This window comes from Streptomyces sp. E-08, from assembly GCF_049913095.1.
Taxonomy (GTDB): Bacteria; Actinomycetota; Actinomycetes; order Streptomycetales; family Streptomycetaceae; genus Streptomyces.
On sequence record NZ_CP183971.1, the window covers coordinates 5,293,012 to 5,316,077 of the forward strand.

Genomic DNA, 23,066 nt, shown 5'->3' on the forward strand with positions numbered 1-23,066 from the left:
CCTCAGGACCAGAGGTCGGTGATCTCGACGTCCAGCTTGCGCAGGAGCCTGCGCAGCAGCGGCAGCGACAGGCCGATCACATTGCCCGGGTCGCCGTCGATGCCGTCGATGAACGGGGCCGAGCGGCCGTCCAGGGTGAACGCCCCCGCCACGTGGAGCGGTTCGCCGCTCGCCACGTACGCGGCGATCTCCTCGTCCGTCGGCTCGCCGAAGCGGACCACGGTGGAGGCCGTCGCCGACTCGTAGCGCTTGGCGGTCGTGTCGTAGACGCAGTGGCCGGTCTGGAGGATGCCGACCCTGCCCCGCATCGCCTTCCAGCGGGCGGTGGCCTCCGCGGCGTCGGCCGGCTTGCCGAGGGCCTGCTTGTCGAGCTCCAGGACCGAGTCGCAGCCGATGACGAGCGCGCCGAACACCTCGGGGCGGGCGGCGACATGGGCGGCCTTCGCCTCCGCGAGGGTGAGCGCCAGCTCGGCCGGGGTCGGGGCGTGGACCTTGTCCTCGTCGACGCCGCTCACGATCACCTCGGGGGCGAGTCCGGCCTGCCGGAGCAGGGCGAGCCGGGCGGGGGAGGCGGAGGCGAGCACGACACGGCGCGGATCAGCAGTCATGGGGGCAGCGTAGCCAGTGGCGGGCACACACACGCGCGTGCGTGCGCGGTCGCCGTGCCCGCGCGTGGCCTGCCGCACGCGCGTGCGTGACGCGTGTGCGTGGTCCGTCGTATCCGTGCGTGGTCCGTCGTGCCCGTGCGTGGTCAGCGTGCGGTCGCCACGAACATCGCGACCACCATCGCGAGCGCCAGCAGCACGCCGGTGCGGCGGAGCATCGCCTGCATGTCGCGCAGGAACTTCGGCGGCTGGTTCTTCGGGTCGGACCACAGCATGCCTCCGATCCTGCGGGCGGGACGGCCGGGGCGCCTGAGTACGGATACTCAGCCGCCCCGGTGCGGAAGGACTATTCGGGGACACGGGCCCCGGCTCAGGGCCGTACGAACACCCCGTCCCGCGCGGCCGCCAGGGCCGCCGTCACCGCCCGTTCCGCGACGTCCCCGCCGAGCTCCTCGCGGGTGACCGCGAAGCGGTAGTAGAGCGGCGCGGAGACGGCGCGGAGGACCTCGACGGGGTCCGTGCCCGCCGGGACCTCGCCGCGCTCCGCGCCCCGGCTCACGACCGGGGCCCATTCGGCGAGCCGGGTCCGGTAGAAGTCGGCGAGGGCGCGGGCGCACTCCTCGTCGCAGGCCGCGGCGGCGATGACCGCGCGGAAGACGGCGCCCATCCGGGGGTCCACGAGCGTGGCCCGGACGAGTTCGGCGTTGGCCCGCAGGTCGCCCGCGAGGCTGCCGGTGTCGGAGGCGGGCAGCGACTGTTCCGCCATGTCGTGCAGGAGGTCGGTGACCAGGCCGACGGGGGAGCCCCAGCGGCGGTACACCGTGGTCTTGCCGACGCCCGCGCCCGCGGCGATCCGGTCCATGTTCAGGGCGTGGAAGCCGGTGTCGGCGAGGGCGTCCAGGGTGGCGTCGAGGACCGCCCTGCGGACCTTCGCGGTGCGGCCGCCGGGGCGCACTGTGCCGGGCGTGGCCGGCAGGCTCTCAGTCAAACGGGTCTCCTGTTCCATTAACGCCTTCGACTCTGCTACGGTACGGGACATCTTAACGGAACCAGCCTCCCATTAAGGGGTCCCACGCATGGTTGCCCTCGATCACCCCGCGCCCCCGTCCACGCCCGCGGACAGTCCCACGGACCGTCCCGCGGACAGTCCCACGGACCGTCCCGAAGCCCGGATGACCGGCAGGATGCGGCTCGTCCTCGTCGTCCTCCTCCTCGCCCAGTTCATGCTGGCCGTCGACTTCTCGATCCTGAACGTCGCGCTGCCCGTCATCGGCCAAGGACTCGGCTTCACCCTCGGCGGCCTCCAGTGGATCGCCACCGCCTTCGCCCTCGCCGCCGCCGGATTCACCCTCCTCTTCGGGCGCGTCGCCGACCTGGTCGGACGCCGCCGCCTCTTCCTCGGCGGCATGGCCCTCCTCGGCGTCTCCTCCCTCGCCGGCGGACTCGCCACCGGCCCCGAGGTCCTCATGGCCGCCCGGGTCGCCCAGGGCCTGGCCACCGCCGCCGTCACCCCCGCCGGGCTCTCCCTGCTCACCTCGTCCTTCCCCGAGGGCCCGCTGCGGGCCAAGGCGCTCGGCCTCAACGGCGCGCTCATGTCCGCGGGCTTCACGACCGGCGCGATCCTCGGCGGCGTCCTCACCGAGCTGCTCTCCTGGCGCTGGGCCTTCCTCGTCAACGTGCCGGTCGCCCTCGCCGTCCTCCTCGTCGCCCCCGCCGTCCTCAAGGAGAGCCGCCCGGCCGTCCGGCCCCGCCTCGACGTGCCCGGCGCGATCACCGTCACCGGCGGACTCCTCGCCCTCGTCTACGGCCTCACCGTCACCGGCGAGCACGGCTGGACCGACCCCACCGCGCTCACCGCCCTCGCCGTCGGCGCCGCACTCCTCGTCGCCTTCGTCCTCGTCGAACGGCGGGCCGCCTCACCGCTCGTCCCGGTCCACGTCCTGAAGCGCCGCACGGTCGTCTGGGGCAACATCGCCGGGCTCGTCGCCTTCGTCACCGAGACCTCGCTGGTCTTCCTGATGACCCTCTACCTCCAGGACGTCCTGGGCTTCTCCCCACTGGCCGCCGGACTCTCCTTCGGCGTCCTCGGCGCCGGAACGATCCTCGGCGGAGTGACCGCCTCCCGCTTCATCGGCCGCTTCGGCGCCCGCGCCGCCCTCGTCTCGGGCGGACTCCTCCAGGCCCTCGCGACCCTCGCCCTGTACGGACTCGGCGACGACCGGGGCAGCCTCGCGCTGCTGCTCGCCGCGACCTTCGCCGGCGGCGTCGGCAACATGCTCGCGATCGTCGGCTTCATGGTCACCGCCACCTCGGGCATCCCCGACGGCGAGCAGGGCATGGCGACCGGGCTCGCGACCATGACCCAGCAGATCGGAATCACCATGGGCACCCCGATCATGAGCGCCGTCGTCGTGACCGCGCCCGCGCTCCTCGACGGCATCGGCCTGGCGGTCCTCGTCAACGCCGCGATCGTCGCCGCCGGAGCCGTACTCTCCGGCGTCTTCCTCCGCCGTACGTGACCGGCGCCAGGACATGCGAAAGGCCGGACCCCCCGCACACGGGATCCGGCCTTTCCTCATGCCGTGACGACTACACGGGCCAGTACGACCGCGCCCAGGCCCGCGGGCCCGGCCGCTGCCGCACCGTCCGCGCGATCCGCGACGGATCCGACCAGCCCTCCGGCACCGCCGGGCCGCCCGCCCCGGCGGACGCCGCCGCCGTCGCCGCGGCCCGGGCCTGGACCACCGCCAGTGCGGCGGCCAACTCCTCCGGAGTCGGGTTGCCTCGTACGACCTTGATCATGTCGGCTCCTTGAGGGTCCGGAGGGTTAGAGCGGGATGTTGCCGTGCTTCTTCGGAGGCAGGGATTCCCGCTTCGTACGCAGCTGACGCAGGCCCTTCACGATCTGCGGGCGGGTGTCCGACGGCAGGACCACCCCGTCGATGTAGCCGCGCTCGGCCGCGATGTACGGGTTGAGCAGGGCGTCCTCGTACTCCTGCATGAGCCGCGCCCGCTCGCCCGCTGCCTGGTCTGCGTCCCCCGCCGCTTCGATCGTCCGCCGGTGCAGGATGTTCACCGCGCCCTGCGCGCCCATGACCGCGATCTGCGCCGTCGGCCACGCCAGGTTCAGGTCCGCGCCCAGGTGCTTGGAGCCCATGACGTCGTACGCGCCGCCGAAGGCCTTGCGCGTGATCACCGTGATCAGCGGGACCGTCGCCTCCGCGTACGCGTAGATCAGCTTCGCGCCGCGCCGGATGATGCCGCCGTACTCCTGGTCGACACCCGGCAGGAAGCCGGGCACGTCCACGAAGGTGAGCACCGGGATGTTGAAGGCGTCACAGGTCCGGACGAACCGCGCGGCCTTCTCGGACGCGTCGATGTCCAGGCAGCCCGCGAACTGCATCGGCTGGTTCGCGACCACACCCACCGGGAAGCCCTCCACGCGGCCGAAACCGGTCAGGATGTTCGGCGCGAACAGCGACTGCGTCTCCAGGAACTCGCCGTCGTCGAGGACGTGCTCGATGACCCTGTGCATGTCGTACGGCTGGTTCGCCGAGTCCGGGATCAGCGTGTCGAGCTCGCGGTCCTCGTCCGTCACCTCGGTGTCCGCGACCTCCGGGAAGGCCGGCGGCTCCGACAGGTTGTTCGAAGGAAGGTACGAGAGCAGGGACTTGACGTACTCGATCGCGTCCTTCTCGTCCCCCGCCATGTGGTGCGCCACGCCCGAGGTCGCGTTGTGCGTCCGGGCGCCGCCCAGCTCCTCGAAGCCCACGTCCTCGCCGGTCACCGTCTTGATGACGTCCGGACCGGTGATGAACATGTGCGAGGTCTGATCGACCATCACCGTGAAGTCGGTGATGGCGGGGGAGTACACCGCCCCGCCCGCGCACGGCCCCACGACCAGGGAGATCTGCGGGATCACCCCGGACGCGTGCGTGTTGCGGCGGAAGATCTCGCCGTACATGCCCAGCGCGCTCACACCCTCCTGGATGCGGGCGCCGCCGGAGTCGTTGATGCCGATGACGGGGCAGCCCGTCTTCAGCGCGAAGTCCATCACCTTGATGATCTTCTGGCCGTACGTCTCGCCCAGCGCACCGCCGAAGACCGTGAAGTCCTGCGAGAACACGGCGACCGGGCGGCCGTCCACCGTGCCGTAACCGGTGACGACGCCGTCGCCGTACGGCCGGTTCTTCTCCAGACCGAAGTTGGTCGAGCGGTGGCGGGCCAGCTCGTCCAGCTCCACGAACGAACCCTCGTCCAGGAGGAGGGCGATCCGCTCGCGCGCGGTCAGCTTGCCCTTGGCATGCTGCTTCTCCACCGCGCGCTCCGAGCCGGCGTGCGTGGCCTCGTCGATACGGCGCTTGAGGTCCGCGATCTTGCCCGCGGTCGTGTGAATGTCGATCTCGTACTGCTCTGCCGGCTCGGACATCGGGATGCGGCTCCCTGCCTGGTCACGGGGGGTTCGTTGACTACGAATGGGCTACTGCTGGCCTACTGACCCGTAGCGTATCGACGCCGATACGGTTCGGCACTGCGGTCTTTGCCACACCTAGTCTGGCTTGCATGACGTCCTCACAAGGCTCCGGCGGACGCTGGTCCGACCTCGACCGGCCCCCGCTGAACGCACCCGCGCTGCGCCGCGCGCTCGTTCTCCCCGACGGACTGTGGACCTCGCTCGACGTGGTCACCACCACCGGCTCCACCAACAGCGACCTCGCCGCCCGGGCCGACGAACTGCCCGAAGGCGCCGTTCTCGTCGCCGAGGAACAGACCACCGGCCGCGGTCGCCTCGACCGCACCTGGACCGCGCCCGCCCGCTCCGGTCTCTTCCTCTCCGTCCTCCTCAAGCCGGACGTGCCCGTCCACCGCTGGGGCTGGCTCCCCCTGCTCACCGGAGTGGCCGCCGCCACCGGCCTCGCGAAGGCCGCCGGCGTCGACACCTCCCTCAAGTGGCCCAACGACGTACTGGTTTCCGTCGCGGGCGAGGAACGCAAGGCCGGCGGCATCCTCGCCGAGCGCGCCGGCGAGGACGCGATCGTCGTCGGCCTCGGCATCAACGTCACCCTCCGTGAGGACGAGCTGCCCGTCCCCGCGGCCGGCTCCCTCCTCCTCGCCGGTGCGGTCTCCACCGACCGCGACACCCTCCTGCGGGCCGTCCTGCGCTCCCTCGCCCAGTGGTACGGCGACTGGACGCGGGCCGACGGCGACCCGGTCGCCTCCGGCCTCCAGACGGCCTACGCGGCCGGCTGCGCCACCCTCGGCCGCCGCGTCCGCGCCGAGCTGCCCGGCGAGCGCATGCTGGAGGGAGAGGCCGTCGCCCTGGACGGGGACGGCCGCCTGGTCGTCGCCACGGAGGGCGGCGGCACGGAAGCCGTGGGAGCGGGCGACATCGTCCACCTGCGGACATGACCCCTGTGTGCGGCGCCCTCCCGCCGGTACGCCCGGAGGGCCCGCGCGCAGCCGCCGGGCGGCGACGATCGCGCGTGAGCCAGCACACACCTGCCGTATCGTGGAGCGCGATCCACGGCGACAGATCGGCAGGACAAGTGGGCAGCGGCAGGGAACGGGCAGGAGGCGGCCGGTGACCGTCGACGACGCGAACGCGGGCGGCGGCGCCGAGCCGGCCGGACCGCCGACCTACCCCACCCCCCACCACGAGGTCGACCACACGGCCGAGCCCAGCCACGACCCCCTCGCCATCCGCCTCGAACAGCTCATCCTCGGGGCCGACCGCCGCTACACCCCCTTCCAGGCCGCCCGCACCGCCGGCGTCTCCATGGAGCTCGCCTCCCGCTTCTGGCGCGCCATGGGCTTCGCCGACATCGGCCAGGCCAAGGCGCTCACCGAGGCCGACGTCCTCGCCCTGCGGCGGCTCGCCGGCCTCGTCGAGGCCGGGCTGCTCAGCGAGCCCATGGCCGTGCAGGTCGCCCGGTCCACCGGACAGACCACCGCGCGCCTCGCCGAGTGGCAGATCGACTCCTTCCTGGAGGGCCTCACCGAGCCGCCCGAGCCCGGCATGACCCGCACCGAGGTCACGTACCCGCTGGTCGAGCTGCTCCTGCCCGAGCTGGAGGAGTTCCTCATCTACGTCTGGCGGCGGCAGCTCGCCGCCGCGACCGGCCGGGTGCTCGTCCAGGCCGCCGACGACGAGGAGATGGTCGACCGCCGGCTCGCCGTCGGCTTCGCGGACCTCGTCGGCTTCACCCGGCTGACCCGCCGCCTGGAGGAGGAGGAGCTCGGCGAGCTCGTCGAGGCCTTCGAGACCACCTGCGCCGACCTGGTCGCCGCGCACGGCGGCCGGCTCATCAAGACCCTCGGCGACGAGGTGCTGTACTGCGCCGACGACGCGGGCACGGCCGCCGAGATCGCGCTCCGGCTCATCGAGACCCTGAGCCACGACGAGACGATGCCCGCGCTGCGCGTCGGCATCGCGTTCGGCACCGTGACGACCCGGATGGGCGATGTCTTCGGCACCACCGTGAACCTGGCCAGCCGTCTCACCTCGATAGCCCCGAAGGACGCCGTCCTCGTCGACGGCGCCCTCGCGGAGGAGCTGACCAGGACCCGGGAGGCGCCCGCCTCGGAGGCGGCGGCGACCGAGGAGTCGGCCCGCGCGGAGAAGGAGGGCCGCCCGGCCGAGACGTACCGCTTCGCACTCCAGCCGATGTGGCAGCGCCCGGTCCGAGGCCTCGGCGTCGTCGAACCCTGGCTCCTGAGCCGCCGCCCGACTTAGGGCCTGGCCTGCCGGATGCGGCGGGCCAGGCCCTAGGATCTCCCGGTGAACGCCTGTTAACAGCCGTTAACAGGTCTGAACCGGGAGGGAGTGCGGTCATGTCCGAGCAGCGCTTTGGTGAGTTCGTGGTGATCCGGAAGGACGGTCACGTCGCGGAGCTGGTCCTCGACCGGCCCAAGGCCATGAACGCCGTCTCCTCCGAGATGGCCCGCTCCATCGGGACCGCCTGCGACGCCCTCGCCGCCGACCCCGAGGTCCGCGTCACCGTCCTGACCTCCTCCAACGACCGCGCCTTCTGCGTCGGCGCCGACCTGAAGGAGCGCAACTCCTTCACCGACGCCGAGCTCGTCCGCCAGCGCCCGACCGCCCGCGCCGCCTACACCGGCGTCCTGGAGCTGCCGATGCCGACCGTCGCCGCCGTGCACGGCTTCGCCCTCGGCGGCGGCTTCGAGCTGGCACTCGCCTGTGACGTCATCGTCGCCGACGCGACCGCCGTCGTCGGCCTCCCCGAGGTCTCCGTGGGCGTCATCCCCGGTGGCGGCGGTACGCAGCTGCTGCCGCGCCGGGTGGGTGCGGCGCGCGCCGCCGAGCTGGTCTTCACGGCCCGCCGGGTGGAGGCGGCCGAGGCCCGTGAGCTCGGCCTCGTCGACCTCCTGGAGGAGGACGCGCGGACCGCCGCCCTGGAGCTCGCCGGCCGGATCGCCGCGAACTCGCCGGTCGGCCTGCGCGCCGCGAAGAAGGCGATGCGGCTCGGCCAGGGCCTCGACCTGCGCGCCGGCCTGGAGGTGGAGGACGCGGCCTGGCGTTCGGTGGCCTTCTCGGGTGACCGGGCGGAGGGTGTCGCGGCCTTCAACGAGAAGCGGAAGCCGAACTGGCCGGGCGAGTGATTTTTACCGTTTCGTACCAAATGTGACTATCGGTGACGTCTCGGTAGGGAAAACGGATCAAACCTCCCTAAGCTGGAGGAATGGGTGAGGACGTGCGGCTGCGGGCCGTGGTGGCGCTGGCGCAGGGGATGGCGGCGGCGCACACTCCGCGTGAGTTCTGGCGGGCGGCGGCGCTCGGGGCCTGCGAGGGGCTCGACGGGAGCTTCGCCGCCCTGTCGGTCTGGCAGCGGGACCTCGGCCGCCTGAAGGTCCTGGTGAACGCCGGGGACCGGGCCGTGGGCGAGGAGGAGTTCCCGGACTCGGAGACCTATCCGGTGCACCAGTTCCCCGAGATCACCGAGTTCCTGCACGAGCAGTGGGCGGGCGGCGGTGAGCCGGACGCCTGGGTGGAGACGGCCGCCGACCCCGTCGCGACCGGCCGGGTGACCGGCCTGCGGCGGCGGGGGCGGGGCTGCTGTGTGGTCGCCCCGATCGTGCTGCACGGGCGCGCGTGGGGTGAGCTGTACGTGGCCCGCCCACCGGAGCAGAAACCTTTCACCCGAGGGGACGCCGATTTCGCGACCGTCCTGGCGGCGGTCGTCGCCGCCGGCATCGCCCAGGCCGAGCGCCTGGAGGAGGTCCGCAAGCTGGCCTTCACCGACCCCCTGACCGGCCTGGCCAACCGCCGGGCCGTCGACACCCGCCTCGACGAGGCCATCGAGCGCTACCGGGTGGACGGCTCCGTGGTGAGCCTCGTGGTCTGCGACCTCAACGGCCTCAAGAGGGTCAACGACACCCACGGCCACGCCGTCGGCGACCGCCTCCTCGAACGCTTCGGCTCCGTCCTGTCCCGCTGCGGCGCGATGCTCCCCGGCGCGCTCGCGGCCCGGCTGGGCGGCGACGAGTTCTGCCTCCTCACCGTCGGCCCGACGGCGGACGAGGTCGTCGCGGCGGCGGAGGAGCTGTGCGTACGGGCGGCGGAGCTGGAGCTCGGCGAGGGCGTGGCCTGCGGGGTCGCGTCCACCGGTGACCCCATCGGCCCGCTCAGGTCGGCCCGGCGCCTCTTCCGGCTCGCCGACGCCGCCCAGTACCAGGCCAAGGCCGACCGCTCCTCGAAGCCCGTCGTCGCGGGGCGCGACGGCACGGTCATCCGGCTCGCCGACGCGCCTCCGGGAGCCCGCGACCGCCGCCGCTTCCGCGACGCCCCACCGACGGGCCCGCCGGCGACGGAGCCGGACGCGGGGAGGGGGCCGGACGCGGAAAGGGGGCCGGATGCTCGGATGGCTCCGGGGGGCCCGGGTGGACCGGGTGGCCCGCAGGCCCCCGAGTCGCAGGCCCCTGGCGGGCCGGTCCCCCGCGACCCGCGGGCTCCTGGCGGGTCGGCCTCGGAGGGCTCGTAGGCCCTGGAGGATGCGTGGTGCTCCGGCGACTGCGGGCCCCGGGTCGTCCGCGGCCCTGAGGGTCGGGTCTCCGGGGCTGTTCCGGCGGCGCCCTTCGTGGTCGTCGGGGCGCGGACGGGGAGTCCATCGGCGGGGATCGGCTCCGTAAGGGTCCGTCCCCTGGAGGGACGGTGACGAAGTCGACTAGTGACATGTCGGTCTTCAATCCGTAGGGTGCTGAATATGGATATGCAGACAGTCGTCCTCGGCACGTCCGGCACGACCCCGCAGGACGTCATCGACGTCGCCCGCCACGGCGCCCGCGTCGAGCTGTCGAACGAGGCCGTGCGCGCCCTGGCCGCCGCCCGGGACATCGTCGACGCGCTCGCCGCCAAGCCCGAGCCCGTCTACGGGGTCTCCACCGGATTCGGCGCGCTCGCCACCCGGCACATCAGCCATGAGCTCCGCGCCCAGCTCCAGCGCAACATCGTCCGCTCGCACGCCGCCGGCATGGGCCCGCGCGTCGAGCGCGAGGTCGTGCGCGCCCTGATGTTCCTCCGGCTGAAGACCGTCGCCTCCGGGCACACCGGCGTCCGCCCCGAGGTCGCCCAGACCATGGCCGACGTCCTCAACGCCGGCATCACCCCGGTCGTCCACGAGTACGGCTCCCTCGGCTGCTCCGGCGACCTCGCCCCGCTCTCCCACTGCGCGCTCGCGCTCATGGGCGAGGGTGACGCCGAGGGCCCCGACGGCGTGCTCAAGCCCGCCGGTGAGCTCCTCGCCGCCGCCGGCATCGCGCCCGTCGAGCTCAAGGAGAAGGAGGGCCTCGCCCTCCTCAACGGCACCGACGGCATGCTCGGCATGCTGGTCATGGCCCTCGCCGACCTCGACATGCTCTACAAGTCGGCCGACATCACCGCCGCGCTCTCCCTCGAAGCCCTCCTCGGCACCGAGAAGGTCCTCGAACCCGAGCTGCACGCCATCCGCCCGCACCCCGGCCAGGCCGCCTCCGCCGCCAACATGCTGGCCGTGCTCAAGGGCTCCGGCCTCACGGGCCACGCCCAGGCCGGCGAGGCCCCCCGCGTCCAGGACGCCTACTCGGTGCGCTGCGCCCCGCAGGTCGCCGGCGCGGGCCGCGACACCATGGCCCACGCCCTGCTCGTCGCCGAGCGTGAGCTCGCCGCCGCCGTCGACAACCCCGTCGTCCTGCCCGACGGCCGCGTCGCCTCCAACGGCAACTTCCACGGCGCCCCCGTCGCGTACGTCCTCGACTTCCTCGCGATCGCCGCCGCCGACCTCGGCTCCATCGCCGAGCGCCGCACCGACCGGCTCCTCGACAAGAACCGCTCGCACGGCCTCCCGCCGTTCCTCGCGGACGACGCCGGCGTCGACTCGGGCCTGATGATCGCCCAGTACACGCAGGCCGCCCTGGTCAGCGAGATGAAGCGGCTCGCCGTCCCGGCCTCCGCCGACTCCATCCCGTCCTCCGCCATGCAGGAGGACCACGTCTCCATGGGCTGGTCCGCCGCCCGCAAGCTGCGCACCGCGATCGGCAACCTCAACCGGATCATCGCGGTCGAGCTGTACGCCGCCACCCGCGGCGTCGAGCTCCGTGTGGGCCTGACCCCGGCGCCGGCCTCGCAGGCCGCCATCGACGCCCTGCGCGCGGCCGGTGTGGAGGGTCCGGGCCCGGACCGGTTCCTCGCCCCGGACCTGGCGGCCGCCGACGCCTTCGTACGCGAAGGGAAGCTGGTCGCCGCGGTGGAGCCGGTCACCGGCCCGCTGGCGTAACGACGGCACCGTACGAAGGGGCCGCCTCCGGAGATCGGAGGCGGCCCCTTCGCGCGTAAGCCTTTCGCGTGCAAGTCTTTCGCGCGTACGGCTTCTCGCGCGTACGGCGTCAGAAGGCGCGGCCCCGGCGGCGCATCGCCAGGGCCACGAAACCCGCCCCGACCCCCAGGAAGCCGGTCCCGCCGAGCAGGTACGGCGTGGTGCCCAGGCCCCCGGTCTCGGCGAGACGCCCGTCGTCCGTCAGGGTCCCGTCCTGGGTCACCCCGATCCTCGCTCCGCCCTGCTGGTCGGTGGCGTTCGCGGACGGCACGAACCACAGGGCGCACAGCAGCGTCCCCGCGGCGGCGGCGGTCAGCAGTGGGCGTCGGGCGACGGACACGGAAATTTCGATCCCCCTTGCGGAAACCGCGAATTGGTCGGTGCGCCGATGCTACGGAACACAGCGGGTCGCGGGAAACCCGAGGGCCCCCGGCCGCCTACGCTCCGACCCATGAGTACTTCTGAGACCGCCCGCTATATCCGCCTTCGCGTCGATGTCGTCCTGGAGATCGACGGACCCGCCGAACTGGCCGAGGCCGCCGAGGCCCGGATCGACGGCGACGAGTTCATGCCCGAGGAGGAGCGTGTACAGGCGCGCGCCGCCGCCCGCGAGGACAGCGCCGAGGCGCTCGCCCACCTCGTCGAGCCCTTCGACCTGATCCGGGACGTCCCCGGGATCGAGATGGTCCAGGCCTCCTGGAGCAGCGAGGAGATCGATTACGACCCCGACGCACTGGAGTGGGACCTCGGCGAGGAAGATGGTGCCGAGGAAGACGACGACCAGCCGTAGGGCTCGGTATCCGCCCTGTTCGCGGGCCCCGGGACGCCGTCCCGGGGCCTTCCGGTTTCGCGGGGCGGATCCCGGGAACCGGAAGCCCCGCGGGTGCGTGTGGATCAGTGGCGTTCCCCACATACCGTCCGGTCACGGAACCGCACGGGGTGTCATGGGCGTTCATAGAAGAAGTTGGCAGGGAACCGGCGACGATGGAGAAGCGTGTGATGACGGTCGGCAAGCGCCGCAGGAGCCTGGCGGCCGCGGCCGCGGTGCTCGGTGGCGTACTCGTGCTCTCGGCGTGCAACGACGGGGACAAGGGCGGCAGCGCCTCCGGTTCCGCGACGCCGCAGTCACAGGCCCAGGTCGACGAGGCGGCCGCGCAGAAGACCTCCAAGGCGCAGATCACCATCTCGCCGAAGAACGGCGCCCAGAACGCCTCCATCAACAACGACGCCAAGGTCACCGTGACCGAGGGCAAGCTCAGCCAGGTCACCATGACCTCGGCCGAGGGTGCCGCGGTCAAGGGCGAGATAGCGGCCGACGGGCTCAGCTGGAAGCCGAGCGAGCAGCTCAAGCGCTCCACGGTCTACAAGATCGCCGCCACCGCCACCGACGCGGAGGGCCTGGAGGCCCACGAGAACTCCTCGTTCACCACCGTCTCGCAGGCCAACAGCTTCATCGGCAACTTCACGCCCGAGGACGGCTCGACCGTCGGCGTCGGCATGCCGGTCTCGATCAACTTCAACAAGGCGATCAGCGACAAGAAGGCCGTCCAGGGCGGCATCACGGTCTCCTCCAGCTCCGGCCAGGAGGTCGTCGGCCACTGGTTCAACTCGACGCGTCTGGACTTCCGCCCCGACGCGTACTGGACCGAGGGCTCGACCGTCACGCTGAAGCTGGACCTCGACGGCGTCGAGGGCGCCGACGGCGTCTTCGGCGTCCAGCAGAAGACCGTCACCTTCAAGATCGGCCGCAACCAGGTCTCGACCGTCGACGTCGCCACCAAGACCATGACGGTCAAGCAGGACGGCAAGACGATCAAGACCATCCCGATCTCCGCCGGCTCCCCGGAGAACACCACCTACAACGGTCAGATGGTGATCTCCGAGAAGTTCAAGGAGACCCGGATGAACGGCGCCACCGTCGGCTTCACCGACGACGACGGCAAGGGCGAGTACGACATCAAGGACGTGCCGCACGCCATGCGCCTGTCCACCTCCGGCACCTTCATCCACGGCAACTACTGGGGCGCGCGGTCGATCTTCGGCAGCGTGAACACCAGCCACGGCTGCGTCGGCCTCGCCGACGTCAAGGGCGCCGGCGACCCGAACCAGACGGCCGCCTGGCTCTTCGACAACTCGATCGTCGGTGACGTCGTGATCGTCAAGAACTCCAACGACAAGACGATCAAGCCGGACAACGGCCTCAACGGCTGGAACATGAGCTGGTCGGAGTGGAAGGCCGGCTCGGCCGTCTGATCCGGCCCTTCCGCATCCGACGAAGGCCCCCTCCCGCGCCGGGAGGGGGCCTTCCGTCATTCCCGTACGTCCACGGGCTCGTCCACGCCCCACTGCGCGAGCAGCCGCAGCGCGTCCGCCGAGGGCGTCCCCGGCTCGGCGTGGTACGTCACGAGCACCAGGTCCGGATCGTCGCCGGCCACCTTCAGAGACTCGTACGCCAGCGTCATCTCGCCCACCAGCGGATGCCGCAGCCGCTTCGTCCCGTGCCCCTTGTCGGTCACCGTGTGCGCCGCCCACAGCGAGCGGAACTCCTCGCTCCGCACCGACAGCTCGCCCACGAGCGCGAGCAGCTGCGGATCGTCCGGGTAGCAGCCCGCGTACAGCCGCAGCACGCTCACGACCTCGGTCGCCTTGCACTCCCAGTCGACGTAGAGATCGCGCGCGTTCGGATCGAGGAAGACCATCCGGGCCATGTTCCGGTCGCCCGGCTCCCAGGCGGCGAAGTCGCCCATCAGCGCCCGCGCCATCCGGTTCCAGGCCAGGATGTCGCCCCGGCGGCCGAGCACGAAGGCGGGCAGCCCGTCCATCGCGTCAAGGAGGTGCCGGAGCCCCGGCCGGACCCGCTGCGGGCGCGCGATCGCCGCCCGCTGCCGCTTCTTCACCGTCGGCTTCGCCAGATGCGTCAGATGCGCCCGCTCGGTGTCGCTCAGTCGCAGCGCCCGCGCGATCGAGTCGAGGACCTCCATGGACACGTTGCGCCCGTTGCCCTGTTCGAGCCGGGTGTAGTACGCCACGGACACCCCGGCCAGCTGCGCCAGCTCCTCGCGGCGCAGGCCCGGCACACGCCGGTGCCGCCCGAACTCCGGCAGGCCCACGTCCTGGGGCTTCAGCCGGGCCCTCCGGGAGCGCAGGAATTCACTGAGTTCGGCACTGAGGTCCATACCGCCCCATTATCGCCGCCGGGCCGCGCGGACGGACGTACGTTCCTGACCCTGCCAGTGGTAGGCACGCCGGTCGTAGGCAGAACAGGGGGCTGGGTGGAGCCGCCGCCCTCCCGCAGGCTGGACGCATGACCACGAACGTGACCACCGTCCCCGCATACGCCGCACCCGCCGCCGACGCCCCGCTGGAGCGCACCACCGTGCCGCGACGGGCCGTCGGCGAGCACGACGTCCTCATCGAGATCAAGTACGCCGGAATCTGCCACTCCGACATCCACCAGGCCACCGACGGCTGGGGCGAGGGCATCTTCCCGATGGTCCCCGGCCACGAGATCGCCGGAATCGTCGCCGAGACCGGTCCCGGAGTCACGAGGTTCCAGGTCGGCGACCGGGTGGGCGTCGGCTGCTTCGTCGACTCCTGCCGGGAGTGCGCGTACTGCCTGCGCGGCCTGGAGCAGTACTGCGTGAACGGCATGACCGGCACGTACAACGCGCTCGACAAGAACGGCGAGCCGACCTACGGCGGCTACTCCACCCACATCGTGGTCGACGAGAACTACACCCTGCGCATCCCCGAGGGCATCGGTCTCGACGAGGCGGCCCCGCTGCTCTGCGCGGGCATCACCCTCTACTCGCCGCTCGCCCACTGGGAGGCGGGACCCGGCAAGAAGGTCGCGATCGTCGGCCTCGGCGGTCTCGGGCACATGGGCGTCAAGATCGCCCACGCGCTGGGCGCCGAGGTGACCGTCCTCAGCCAGTCGCTGAAGAAGCAGGAGGACGGCCTCGCGCTGGGCGCCGACCACTTCCACGCGACCTCCGACCCGGAGACCTTCACGAAGCTCGCCGGCACCTTCGACCTGGTGGTCTCCACGGTCTCGGCGCCGCTCGACTTCGACGCCTACCTGAGCCTGGTGAAGACGGACGGCGCGCTCGTGAACGTCGGCGCGCCCGAGGAGCCCGTCAAGGTCGGCCTCTTCTCCCTCATCGGCGGCCGCAAGACCCTCGCGGGCTCGATGATCGGCGGCATCGCGGAGACCCAGGAGATGCTCGACTTCTGCGCCGAGCACGGCCTGGGCGCCGAGATCGAACTGATCCGCGCGGACCAGATCAACGAGGCGTACGAGCGGGTCGTCAAGAGCGACGTCCGCTACCGCTTCGTGATCGACACGTCGACCATCTGACCCGTCACGGCGACCGGGGCATGACGTCCGGGGTAATCGACCCGGTACGGCATGCCCCGGCACGCTGGTCCCATGACCGCATACGCCATCGGAAACCTGCACCCGAAGCCCGTCCTCGACGAGGAGGTCTTCGTCTACATGGAGCGCATCCAGGCCACCCTGGACCCCTTCGGTGGCCGCTTCCTCGTCCACGGCGCCCCCGCCCGCGAGGTCCGCGAGGGCACCTGGCCCGGCGCCGTCGTGATCATCGGCTTCCCGACGTACGAGGACGCCGGGTCCTGGTACGACTCCGAGGCCTACCAGTCCCTGATCCCCCTCCGCACCCGCCACATGCCCGGCGACGTCCTCCTGATCGAGGGCACCCCGGACGGCTACGAGGCGGCGGCGACGGCGGCCCGGCTCCGTTCGCCCGGCGGCTGACCTCGGCGCAGGGCCTCAGCCGTCGGCCTTCGCGACGCCGATCGGGCAGGACAGGCCCGTGCCGCCGATGCCGCAGTAGCCGGCCGGGTTCTTGTCCAGGTACTGCTGGTGGTACGGCTCCGCCGGGTAGAACGGGCGGGTCTCGTCGGCCGGGAGGACGTGGGTGGTGATCTCTCCGTAGCCGGAGCCCGTCAGGACCTTCTGGTAGGCCTCGCGGGACGCCTCCGCCTGCTCGGCCTGGGCGGGGGAGTGGGTGTAGACGGCCGAGCGGTACTGGGTGCCCACGTCATTGCCCTGACGGAAGCCCTGGGTGGGGTCGTGGGACTCCCAGAAGAGCTTCAGGAGCGACTCGTACGAGACCTTCGACGGGTCGAAGACGACGCGGACGACCTCGGTGTGCCCGGTGAGGCCCGAGCAGACCTCCTCGTACGCCGGGTTCGGCGTGAAGCCGCCCTGGTAGCCGACGAGCGTCGTCCAGACGCCCTCGGTCTGCCAGAACTTGCGCTCGGCGCCCCAGAAACAGCCCAGCGCGAAGTCGGCGACCTCCAGGCCCTCCGGGTAGGGGCCGAGGAGCGGGTTGCCGAGGACGGTGTGGCGCTCGGGCACGGAGAACTCCGGCTCGGGCCGGCCGCGCAGGGCCTGATCGGGAGTGGGGAGGACGGGGGTGCGGGACAGGAACATGCTGCATCTCTCCTCGACGGTCGGCGACAGACACAACGCGGCGGGACCGGGAGGGATTCCCGGCCCCGCCCGACGGCCGCCCGCCCGACGGCCGCCCGCCCGACGGCCGCCCGCCCGACGGCCGCCCGCCCGACGGCCGCCCGTCCGTCGGCCGGCGCGAGGACCACGAGGTCAGTGCGGCAGGGTCGCCGGGTTGCCGCCGTTCGCTTCGTAGCCCGCCACCGCCAGGTTCCGGTAGACCGTGTACTCCGCCGCCGGGTCGCCGTTCAGCGTCCACGGGACCGCGCCCACGTGGCCGTCGACCCGGACCAGCTGGTGCATGGCCTCCGCCCAGCGCTGCGAGCGCACCAGGAACCAGACGAGCAGATGGCGGACGTGCGCCAGCATCGGGTCGTCCGGGCGGGCCGAGTGGACCGCGTACAGCGCGCCGTCCATCGCCTTCGACACCACCGCCGTACGGAAGAAGTCCTGGACCAGCACCACGTCCGGCACGTGCTCGAACACCGCGAACAGCGGCAGCGCCGCCAGCAGCGAACCCCGCGGGGCGCGCGCCGCGGCCGTCGTCGCGAAGTGGTCGGCCTCCTCGCGCGAACCGTGCCACTTCTCGCACCAGTAGTGCAGCGCCGCCAGATGCGCCCCCATGTGCTCCGGCGCGCGGTCGATCACCTTCGCCCACACCTGGTCGAACTGCTCGTGGTCGTAGCCGAGTCCGCGCGCCACCGCGAGCCGCGTGATGTACGGGACCGGGTCGCCCGGGGCGAGCAGCGCCGCCTCCTCGCCGACCTTCAGCGCCTCCTCCAGGATGATCCGGAAGTCGTCGGTCCCGGCCGACGAGGACCGCCACGCCTGCTGCACCAGGAACTCGGCGTGCACGGCCGCGCCGCCCGCGTCCTTCGGCTCCTCCGCCCGCCAGGTCCGCAGCCACGCCCCGCCGACACCGGGCCGCTCCTGCAGTTCGAGGGACGCCGCGCCCGCGAAGGCCTGGACGCGCTGCCAGCGCACCTCGCCCTCCTTGCCGGTGGCGGCGAGCAGCCGCGACGCCGGCCGCCAGTCCTGGGTGGCCTGCACGACGTCGAGGACGTGCAGCAGCTCCTCGTCGGCGCCCGGCAGCCGCACGTCCTGCTCCTCCTGCCGCACGAAGCCGTACGCCTCCGGGTCCGCCGCGTCCGGCGCCCCCGGCGCGACCTGACGGATCCCGCCGCCGCCCCTGCGGCGCAGCACGTAGGGACCGAGGACGCCGAACAGCAGGCCGAGCGCGATCAGGAACCAGAGAATGTCCATGTGTCCATTGTCCAGGACACCCGGTGAGACGAACTCAGCGGCGGGAGCCGCGCGGCACTACGCTCCTGACACATGAGCGACCAGCACTCCCATCAGAGCTTCGAGACCCGCGCGATCCACGCGGGCAACACGGCCGACCCGCTGACCGGCGCGGTCGTCCCGCCCATCTACCAGGTGTCCACCTACAAGCAGGACGGCGTGGGTGGGCTGCGCGGCGGTTACGAGTACAGCCGCAGCGCCAACCCGACCCGTACCGCCCTTGAGGAGAACCTCGCGGCCCTGGAGGGCGGCCGTCGCGGGCTCGCCTTCGCCTCGGGCCTCGCCGCCGAGGACTGCCTGCTCCGCACGCTCCTCTCGCCCGGCGACCACGTGGTCATCCCGAACGACGCCTACGGCGGCACCTTCCGGCTGTTCGCCAAGGTCGTGCAGCGCTGGGGCGTGGACTTCTCCGTCGCGAACACCTCCGACATCGAGTCGGTGCGCGGCGCGGTCAACGACCGTACGAAGCTGATCTGGGTCGAGACCCCGTCGAACCCGCTCCTCGGCATCACCGACATCGAGGCCGTCGCCGGCGTCGCCCGCCAGGCCGGCGTGAAGCTCGTCGTCGACAACACCTTCGCCTCGCCCTACCTCCAGCAGCCGCTGGCGCTCGGCGCGGACGTCGTCGTGCACTCGCTCACCAAGTACATGGGCGGCCACTCCGACGTCGTCGGCGGCGCCCTGGTGACCGCGGACGAGGCGCTCGGCGAGGAACTCGCCTACCACCAGAACGCGATGGGCGCCGTCGCCGGTCCCTTCGACTCGTGGATCGTGCTGCGCGGCATCAAGACCCTCGCCGTGCGCATGGACCGCCACAGCGAGAACGCCACGAAGATCGCCGAGATGCTGACCCAGCACCCGAAGGTCACCCAGGTCCTCTACCCGGGCCTCCCGGAGCACCCCGGGCACGAGATCGCGGCCAAGCAGATGCGCTCCTTCGGCGGCATGATCTCCTTCCGCGTGCAGGGCGGCGAGGACGCGGCCGTCGAGGTCTGCAACCGCGCCCGGCTCTTCACCCTCGGGGAGTCCCTCGGCGGCGTCGAGTCCCTCATCGAGCACCCGGGCCGGATGACCCACGCCTCCGTCGCGGGCTCCGCCCTGGAGGTCCCGGCCGACCTGGTCCGCATCTCGGTGGGCATCGAGAACGTCGACGACCTGCTCGCCGACCTCCGTCAGGCGCTGGGCTAGTCCCGCGCGGGGTGACGGCCGGGCCTCCCGGCCGTCACCAGCCCTCCAACGGCGGCGTCGTCTCCGCCGGCGGGACCTCCCACGGGTGGGTCATCGACGCCCACACGACGAACGCGACCACGGCGATCGCGCCCAGGGCCCACAGCACGCGCCGCACCCGCCGGGCCTGGTGGAGCCGCCGGTTCCCGCGCTCGGCGGCGCGCAGCGCGAGATCGCGGGGGACGGGCGGGTGCGGCGTGTCGAGCAGCCGCCGGACCGCCGCCTCCTTGTCCTCGTACCGGCTCACGCGACCGCCTCCCGTCGGGGTCCGCGCGCCTCGCGTGCGTGGTTCACGCGGCCGCCTCGCCCCCGGGGTACGCGCGCCTCACGGACGCGGTCCACGCGGCCGCCGCGCCCTCGGGGTACGTGCCCCTCGCGGGCCCGGCTCATGCCGCCGCCCCCCTCGTGCCCCGGGCCGCCGCCCGCAGTGTGGCGACCGAGCGGGCGCACACCGCGCGGACGCGGGCCTCGGGCAGGCCGAGGAGCGCCGCGACCTGCTCCTCCGCGACCCCCTCGTACAGCCGCAGGACGACGACGAGTCGCTCCTGCGGAGAGAGCGCGGCGAGCACCCCGCCGTCGCCTCCGTGGTGCCTCCAGGCGGTGCGCGCGAAGCGGGCGGCGAGGTCGCGCCGCGCGAGATCGTACGGATCCTCGTCACGCAGCCGGCCCCACACCGCGTACGTGTGCGCGAGGGCGGCCGTCAGCAGGGCCCGGGCGTACGGGTTGCGGGTGCGGGTCTCGCCTGTGAGCAGCGTCGCGGCGTGCAGCAGCCGCCCCGCCGCCCCGGCCACGAACGACTCGAACTCCCGGGTGCGGTGGGCGTGTTCGGCACTCCGCCCGCGCTGCTGCTCTCGCACCTCCTCATCTGAGGACAGTGCGGGTGCGGGGTCAAGGGGTCTGCGCGGACTCCCTCCCCGGCACGCGGCGGCGGTCCGTCAGGCCGTGGCCCCGGACTCCGCCGCGGCGCCCCCGGCCGAATCGGCCGGAGCGTGGCCCGTGTGCGCCGACTGCCGCGCGGACAGGGCGGTGTTGAAGCGTGTGAGCAGCGTGCAGAAGGACTCCCGCTCGTCCGGCGTCCAGCCCTCCGTGACCTCGACCATCAGCTGGCGGCGCGAGGAGCGGACCTCCTCCAGGCGCGCGAGCCCGCGCGGCGACAGCTGGAGCACGACCGCCCGCCCGTCCTCCGGGTGCGAGGTCCGCTTCACCAGGCCGGTGTCGACGAGCGGTGCGACCTGGCGGGTCACCGTGGACGAGTCGATCCCCATGCCCGCCGCGAGCGCCTTCACGCCCATCGGCCCCTCCTGGTCCAGGCGGTTGAGGAGGAGGTACGCCGCGCGGTCCATGGAGTTGCGGAGCTGGCCGGTGCCGCCGAGGCGCGTCTGCTCGGCGCGGCGGGCGAAGACGGCCACCTGGTGCTGGAGGGCATCGAGGAGACCGGGGTCGAGCGCAGTCGTCATGTCCTGAGAATTGGGCATGGCTGTGGGTCTCTCTCGTGCGGGGGTGGTCGGTCGGTGGGGGACAGAGTACGCGGCCCCGCCGGGGTCCGTACCGGCGCTGCGCAAACCCGTCCGGCCGCCCGCCCTCCGGGCGGCCACGGGGGCCGTGAGCTGCGAGACTTGCTGTCATGAGCTTCCGTACGCCACACCCCTTGCACCAGTTGATGCTCGACGACGTGCGGGGGGCGCAGAAGATGCTGGCCGGGGTGGCCAGGGTGACGGCGATGGAGGGCAGCCGCCATCTGTCCTCGCTGGTGGGAGCCCCGGTCCACCTCAAGTGCGAGAACCTCCAGCGGACCGGTTCCTTCAAGCTCCGCGGGGCGTACGTACGGATCTCCGGGCTGCGGCCCGAGGAGCGGGCGGCAGGGGTGGTCGCGGCCTCCGCCGGCAACCACGCGCAGGGTGTCGCGCTCGCCTCGAAACTGCTCGGCGTGCACGTGACCGTCTTCATGCCCGTCGGCGCCCCGCTGCCGAAGGTCGCGGCGACCCGCGACTACGGCGCCGACGTCAGGCTGCACGGCCACGTCGTCGACGAGACGCTCGCGGCGGCGGAGGAGTACGCCCACGAGACCGGCGCGGTCTTCATCCACCCCTTCGACCACCCCGACGTCATCGCCGGGCAGGGCACCGTCGGGCTGGAGATCCTGGAGCAGTGCCCCGAGGTCCGGACGATCCTCGTCGGCGTCGGCGGCGGTGGCCTCGCGGCCGGCATCGGGCTCGCGGTGAAGTCGCTGCGCCCGGACGTGAAGGTCATCGGCGTCCAGGCGGAGGGCGCCGCCGCCTACCCGCCCTCGCTGGCCGCCGGGCACCCCGTCGTGATCGACACGCCGGTGACGATGGCGGACGGGATCAAGGTCGGGCGACCGGGCGACGTGCCGTTCGCCCTGGTCAAGGAGTACGTCGACGAGGTCCGTACGGTCTCCGAGGACGCCCTCTCCTCGGCGCTGCTGCTCTGCCTGGAGCGGGCCAAGCTGGTCGTCGAACCGGCCGGCGCGAGCCCGGTGGCCGCCCTCCTCACCGACCCGGAGTCCTTCCGCGGGCCGGTGGTGGCGGTCCTCTCGGGCGGGAACGTCGACCCGCTGCTGCTCCAGCGGATCCTGCGCCACGGCATGGCCGCCGGGGGCCGCTACCTGAGCCTGCGGCTGCGCGTCACGGACCGGCCGGGGGCGCTCGCGACGCTGCTCGCGGTCCTGACGGTGGTCGACGCGAACGTCCTGGACGTGGGCCACGTACGGACCGATCCGCGCCTCGGCCTGACGGAGGCGGAGGTCGAGCTGCACCTGGAGACGAAGGGCCCGGAGCACTGCCGGGAGGTGGAGGAGGCGCTGCGGGACGCCGGGTACGCGGTACTCGGCTGACGAGCCCGCGCACGCGGTACGCGCCCGACGTCCCCGCGTACGCCCGACGTCCCCGCGTACACCCGACGTCCGCGCGTACGCCTCCTCCGCCCGGGCCGTGTCAGAGGCTCCTGCGGAGCCGGGCCGCCCGGTTCAGGACGGTCACCAGGCCGCCGCCGACCAGGGCCCCCGCCGCGAGCAGGCCCAGGGGCCGGCCGAGGCCCGGCAGTCCGGACTCCCGCCGGGGGGCGGGGAGCGCGGGCACGAGCGCCGGGTCCCCGCCCCGTACGCCTCCCCGTGCTCCCTCATGGGCGGCGGTCGCCGCGCGCGCGGCCGTCTCGTGGGCGAGGGACCGCTCCAGGCGGAGCAGCAGCGGACCCGGGTCCGTCCCGGCGGCCGCGGCGAACTCCTCGACCGCGACCCGGGTCGGCAACTGCTTCTGGTTCAGGAAGCGTTCCCACGAGGAGCGGCTGTAGTGGGTGCGCTGCGCGAGCTTGCCGTAGCTCAGCTCGGTGGCGCACTTGATGCGGCGCATCTCGGCGGCCAGCTCGGCCCAGGGAGTCGCCGTGTCGCACCCGGCGCAGCCGGAGCACCCCCGGTCGCCCGTCTCACCCGCCGCTCCCGCCCCGCCCGTAGAACCCGCCCCTCCGGTCCTGCCCGTCCCCCCGGTCCTGCCCGTCCCGCTCGTCCCGCCGACCCTGCCCGTGCCGTGTGCGCCGACAGCCATTTCGTGCTCCCCGTTCGTCGTGCTCCGTGCCAGGACCCCAGCTTCGCCCCCGTGACCAACGGCCCGCCAACAGCACGCCAACGGGTTC

At 72.8% G+C, this 23,066-nt stretch carries 25 protein-coding genes; 12 read left to right on the plus strand and 13 right to left on the minus strand.

What is annotated here, in order from left to right:
- Positions 1-2: 2 nt before the first annotated feature.
- The 3 genes from ACN9MM_RS24580 to ACN9MM_RS24590 form a co-directional block, all read right to left on the minus strand.
- A complete protein-coding gene (locus ACN9MM_RS24580) occupies positions 3-608 on the minus strand; it encodes a Maf family protein (protein ID WP_426365758.1) in 606 nt (201 codons plus the stop codon).
- 143 nt (positions 609-751) lie between these two features.
- Positions 752-880 (minus strand): morphogenic membrane protein MmpB, encoded by a 129-nt coding sequence (gene mmpB / locus ACN9MM_RS24585; protein ID WP_267258901.1) that lies wholly within the window; start codon positions 878-880, stop codon positions 752-754.
- A 95-nt stretch (positions 881-975) separates the two neighbouring features.
- The gene (locus tag ACN9MM_RS24590) at positions 976-1,611 is read right to left on the minus strand and encodes a TetR/AcrR family transcriptional regulator (protein ID WP_426365760.1); all 636 of its coding nucleotides are present in this window, start codon (positions 1,609-1,611) and stop codon (positions 976-978) included.
- 70 nt (positions 1,612-1,681) lie between these two features.
- On the opposite strand from ACN9MM_RS24590, the gene ACN9MM_RS24595 reads away from it, so the two are divergent.
- Positions 1,682-3,124 carry an MFS transporter gene (locus ACN9MM_RS24595; RefSeq protein WP_426365761.1) on the plus strand — a complete coding sequence of 481 codons (1,443 nt, stop codon included), beginning with the start codon at positions 1,682-1,684 and terminating at the stop codon, positions 3,122-3,124.
- A 70-nt stretch (positions 3,125-3,194) separates the two neighbouring features.
- Here the strand turns inward: ACN9MM_RS24595 and ACN9MM_RS24600 are convergent, their stop codons facing one another.
- Entirely contained in the window at positions 3,195-3,407 is a 213-nt protein-coding gene (locus ACN9MM_RS24600) for an acyl-CoA carboxylase epsilon subunit (RefSeq protein WP_190101587.1), read from the minus strand.
- A 25-nt stretch (positions 3,408-3,432) separates the two neighbouring features.
- Complete coding sequence (locus ACN9MM_RS24605; RefSeq protein ID WP_426365763.1) at positions 3,433-5,034, minus strand: acyl-CoA carboxylase subunit beta; 1,602 nt, start codon at positions 5,032-5,034, stop codon at positions 3,433-3,435.
- A 134-nt stretch (positions 5,035-5,168) separates the two neighbouring features.
- Between ACN9MM_RS24605 and ACN9MM_RS24610 the strand changes: the two genes are divergently transcribed.
- The 5 genes from ACN9MM_RS24610 to hutH all read left to right on the plus strand — a co-directional run bounded on the left by ACN9MM_RS24610 (position 5,169) and on the right by hutH (position 11,374).
- Positions 5,169-6,014: a biotin--[acetyl-CoA-carboxylase] ligase gene (locus ACN9MM_RS24610; RefSeq protein WP_426365764.1), complete on the plus strand. Its 846-nt coding sequence runs from the start codon at positions 5,169-5,171 to the stop codon at positions 6,012-6,014.
- A 172-nt stretch (positions 6,015-6,186) separates the two neighbouring features.
- Positions 6,187-7,338 carry an adenylate/guanylate cyclase domain-containing protein gene (locus ACN9MM_RS24615; protein ID WP_426365765.1) on the plus strand — a complete coding sequence of 384 codons (1,152 nt, stop codon included), beginning with the start codon at positions 6,187-6,189 and terminating at the stop codon, positions 7,336-7,338.
- 98 nt (positions 7,339-7,436) lie between these two features.
- A complete protein-coding gene (locus tag ACN9MM_RS24620) occupies positions 7,437-8,225 on the plus strand; it encodes an enoyl-CoA hydratase/isomerase family protein (protein WP_383674943.1) in 789 nt (262 codons plus the stop codon).
- A gap of 80 nt (positions 8,226-8,305) precedes the next feature.
- Complete coding sequence (locus tag ACN9MM_RS24625) at positions 8,306-9,604, plus strand: diguanylate cyclase domain-containing protein (RefSeq protein WP_426365767.1); 1,299 nt, start codon at positions 8,306-8,308, stop codon at positions 9,602-9,604.
- A gap of 228 nt (positions 9,605-9,832) precedes the next feature.
- Positions 9,833-11,374 (plus strand): histidine ammonia-lyase, encoded by a 1,542-nt coding sequence (hutH, locus tag ACN9MM_RS24630; RefSeq protein ID WP_426368819.1) that lies wholly within the window; start codon positions 9,833-9,835, stop codon positions 11,372-11,374.
- A 109-nt stretch (positions 11,375-11,483) separates the two neighbouring features.
- Here the strand turns inward: hutH and ACN9MM_RS24635 are convergent, their stop codons facing one another.
- On the minus strand, positions 11,484-11,753 hold the full coding sequence (locus tag ACN9MM_RS24635; RefSeq protein WP_426365769.1) for a hypothetical protein: 270 nt from the start codon (positions 11,751-11,753) through the stop codon (positions 11,484-11,486).
- Between the two features lie 111 nt (positions 11,754-11,864).
- On the opposite strand from ACN9MM_RS24635, the gene ACN9MM_RS24640 reads away from it, so the two are divergent.
- The gene (locus ACN9MM_RS24640) at positions 11,865-12,203 is read left to right on the plus strand and encodes a hypothetical protein (protein ID WP_426365770.1); all 339 of its coding nucleotides are present in this window, start codon (positions 11,865-11,867) and stop codon (positions 12,201-12,203) included.
- Between the two features lie 194 nt (positions 12,204-12,397).
- Entirely contained in the window at positions 12,398-13,666 is a 1,269-nt protein-coding gene (locus ACN9MM_RS24645; RefSeq protein ID WP_426365771.1) for a L,D-transpeptidase, read from the plus strand.
- Positions 13,667-13,722: 56 nt separating this feature from the next.
- Here ACN9MM_RS24645 and ACN9MM_RS24650 read toward each other — a convergent pair whose 3' ends face one another.
- Positions 13,723-14,589, minus strand: coding sequence for a helix-turn-helix domain-containing protein (locus ACN9MM_RS24650; RefSeq protein ID WP_426365772.1), 867 nt, complete (start codon positions 14,587-14,589; stop codon positions 13,723-13,725).
- 128 nt (positions 14,590-14,717) lie between these two features.
- Here ACN9MM_RS24650 and ACN9MM_RS24655 point away from each other — a divergent pair, with 128 nt between their 5' ends.
- Both ACN9MM_RS24655 and ACN9MM_RS24660 read left to right on the plus strand, forming a co-directional pair.
- On the plus strand, positions 14,718-15,770 hold the full coding sequence (locus ACN9MM_RS24655) for an NAD(P)-dependent alcohol dehydrogenase (protein ID WP_426365773.1): 1,053 nt from the start codon (positions 14,718-14,720) through the stop codon (positions 15,768-15,770).
- Between the two features lie 72 nt (positions 15,771-15,842).
- A complete protein-coding gene (locus ACN9MM_RS24660; RefSeq protein WP_426365774.1) occupies positions 15,843-16,190 on the plus strand; it encodes a DUF1330 domain-containing protein in 348 nt (115 codons plus the stop codon).
- 15 nt (positions 16,191-16,205) lie between these two features.
- On the opposite strand, the gene msrA is transcribed toward ACN9MM_RS24660, so the two are convergent.
- Complete coding sequence (gene msrA, locus ACN9MM_RS24665) at positions 16,206-16,871, minus strand: peptide-methionine (S)-S-oxide reductase MsrA (protein ID WP_426365775.1); 666 nt, start codon at positions 16,869-16,871, stop codon at positions 16,206-16,208.
- 171 nt (positions 16,872-17,042) lie between these two features.
- Entirely contained in the window at positions 17,043-18,152 is a 1,110-nt protein-coding gene (locus ACN9MM_RS24670; protein WP_426365776.1) for a hypothetical protein, read from the minus strand.
- A gap of 72 nt (positions 18,153-18,224) precedes the next feature.
- Between ACN9MM_RS24670 and ACN9MM_RS24675 the strand changes: the two genes are divergently transcribed.
- Positions 18,225-19,379: a cystathionine gamma-synthase gene (locus ACN9MM_RS24675; RefSeq protein WP_426365777.1), complete on the plus strand. Its 1,155-nt coding sequence runs from the start codon at positions 18,225-18,227 to the stop codon at positions 19,377-19,379.
- Positions 19,380-19,413: 34 nt separating this feature from the next.
- Here the strand turns inward: ACN9MM_RS24675 and ACN9MM_RS24680 are convergent, their stop codons facing one another.
- The 3 genes from ACN9MM_RS24680 to ACN9MM_RS24690 all read right to left on the minus strand — a co-directional run bounded on the left by ACN9MM_RS24680 (position 19,414) and on the right by ACN9MM_RS24690 (position 20,893).
- Positions 19,414-19,665, minus strand: a complete 252-nt coding sequence (locus tag ACN9MM_RS24680) for a hypothetical protein (RefSeq protein WP_426365778.1) — start codon at positions 19,663-19,665, stop codon at positions 19,414-19,416.
- Positions 19,666-19,804: 139 nt separating this feature from the next.
- Positions 19,805-20,275: a sigma factor-like helix-turn-helix DNA-binding protein gene (locus ACN9MM_RS24685; protein WP_426365779.1), complete on the minus strand. Its 471-nt coding sequence runs from the start codon at positions 20,273-20,275 to the stop codon at positions 19,805-19,807.
- 78 nt (positions 20,276-20,353) lie between these two features.
- On the minus strand, positions 20,354-20,893 hold the full coding sequence (locus ACN9MM_RS24690; RefSeq protein ID WP_426365780.1) for a MarR family winged helix-turn-helix transcriptional regulator: 540 nt from the start codon (positions 20,891-20,893) through the stop codon (positions 20,354-20,356).
- A 149-nt stretch (positions 20,894-21,042) separates the two neighbouring features.
- Here ACN9MM_RS24690 and ilvA point away from each other — a divergent pair, with 149 nt between their 5' ends.
- Entirely contained in the window at positions 21,043-22,272 is a 1,230-nt protein-coding gene (ilvA, locus tag ACN9MM_RS24695) for a threonine ammonia-lyase (RefSeq protein ID WP_426365781.1), read from the plus strand.
- A gap of 100 nt (positions 22,273-22,372) precedes the next feature.
- On the opposite strand, the gene ACN9MM_RS24700 is transcribed toward ilvA, so the two are convergent.
- Positions 22,373-22,978, minus strand: coding sequence for a helix-turn-helix domain-containing protein (locus tag ACN9MM_RS24700; protein ID WP_426365783.1), 606 nt, complete (start codon positions 22,976-22,978; stop codon positions 22,373-22,375).
- Positions 22,979-23,066 lie beyond the last annotated feature (88 nt).

What these genes read in the sequence shown, in the direction of transcription:
- ACN9MM_RS24620 (WP_383674943.1), top strand. Translation starts at nt 7,437, where the DNA reads ATGTCCGAGCAGCGCTTTGGTGAGTTCGTGGTGATCCGGAAGGACGGT.
- ACN9MM_RS24690 (WP_426365780.1), bottom strand. Translation starts at nt 20,893, where the DNA reads ATGCCCAATTCTCAGGACATGACGACTGCGCTCGACCCCGGTCTCCTC.
- ACN9MM_RS24660 (WP_426365774.1), top strand. Translation starts at nt 15,843, where the DNA reads ATGACCGCATACGCCATCGGAAACCTGCACCCGAAGCCCGTCCTCGAC.
- ACN9MM_RS24580 (WP_426365758.1), bottom strand. Translation starts at nt 608, where the DNA reads ATGACTGCTGATCCGCGCCGTGTCGTGCTCGCCTCCGCCTCCCCCGCC.
- ACN9MM_RS24605 (WP_426365763.1), bottom strand. Translation starts at nt 5,034, where the DNA reads ATGTCCGAGCCGGCAGAGCAGTACGAGATCGACATTCACACGACCGCG.
- ACN9MM_RS24700 (WP_426365783.1), bottom strand. Translation starts at nt 22,978, where the DNA reads ATGGCTGTCGGCGCACACGGCACGGGCAGGGTCGGCGGGACGAGCGGG.
- ACN9MM_RS24590 (WP_426365760.1), bottom strand. Translation starts at nt 1,611, where the DNA reads ATGGAACAGGAGACCCGTTTGACTGAGAGCCTGCCGGCCACGCCCGGC.
- ACN9MM_RS24675 (WP_426365777.1), top strand. Translation starts at nt 18,225, where the DNA reads ATGAGCGACCAGCACTCCCATCAGAGCTTCGAGACCCGCGCGATCCAC.
- msrA (WP_426365775.1), bottom strand. Translation starts at nt 16,871, where the DNA reads ATGTTCCTGTCCCGCACCCCCGTCCTCCCCACTCCCGATCAGGCCCTG.
- ACN9MM_RS24625 (WP_426365767.1), top strand. Translation starts at nt 8,306, where the DNA reads ATGGGTGAGGACGTGCGGCTGCGGGCCGTGGTGGCGCTGGCGCAGGGG.
- ilvA (WP_426365781.1), top strand. Translation starts at nt 21,043, where the DNA reads ATGAGCTTCCGTACGCCACACCCCTTGCACCAGTTGATGCTCGACGAC.
- ACN9MM_RS24610 (WP_426365764.1), top strand. Translation starts at nt 5,169, where the DNA reads ATGACGTCCTCACAAGGCTCCGGCGGACGCTGGTCCGACCTCGACCGG.
- ACN9MM_RS24640 (WP_426365770.1), top strand. Translation starts at nt 11,865, where the DNA reads ATGAGTACTTCTGAGACCGCCCGCTATATCCGCCTTCGCGTCGATGTC.
- ACN9MM_RS24670 (WP_426365776.1), bottom strand. Translation starts at nt 18,152, where the DNA reads ATGGACATTCTCTGGTTCCTGATCGCGCTCGGCCTGCTGTTCGGCGTC.
- mmpB (WP_267258901.1), bottom strand. Translation starts at nt 880, where the DNA reads ATGCTGTGGTCCGACCCGAAGAACCAGCCGCCGAAGTTCCTGCGCGAC.
- hutH (WP_426368819.1), top strand. Translation starts at nt 9,833, where the DNA reads ATGCAGACAGTCGTCCTCGGCACGTCCGGCACGACCCCGCAGGACGTC.
- ACN9MM_RS24645 (WP_426365771.1), top strand. Translation starts at nt 12,398, where the DNA reads ATGGAGAAGCGTGTGATGACGGTCGGCAAGCGCCGCAGGAGCCTGGCG.
- ACN9MM_RS24655 (WP_426365773.1), top strand. Translation starts at nt 14,718, where the DNA reads ATGACCACGAACGTGACCACCGTCCCCGCATACGCCGCACCCGCCGCC.
- ACN9MM_RS24650 (WP_426365772.1), bottom strand. Translation starts at nt 14,589, where the DNA reads ATGGACCTCAGTGCCGAACTCAGTGAATTCCTGCGCTCCCGGAGGGCC.
- ACN9MM_RS24600 (WP_190101587.1), bottom strand. Translation starts at nt 3,407, where the DNA reads ATGATCAAGGTCGTACGAGGCAACCCGACTCCGGAGGAGTTGGCCGCC.
- ACN9MM_RS24595 (WP_426365761.1), top strand. Translation starts at nt 1,682, where the DNA reads ATGGTTGCCCTCGATCACCCCGCGCCCCCGTCCACGCCCGCGGACAGT.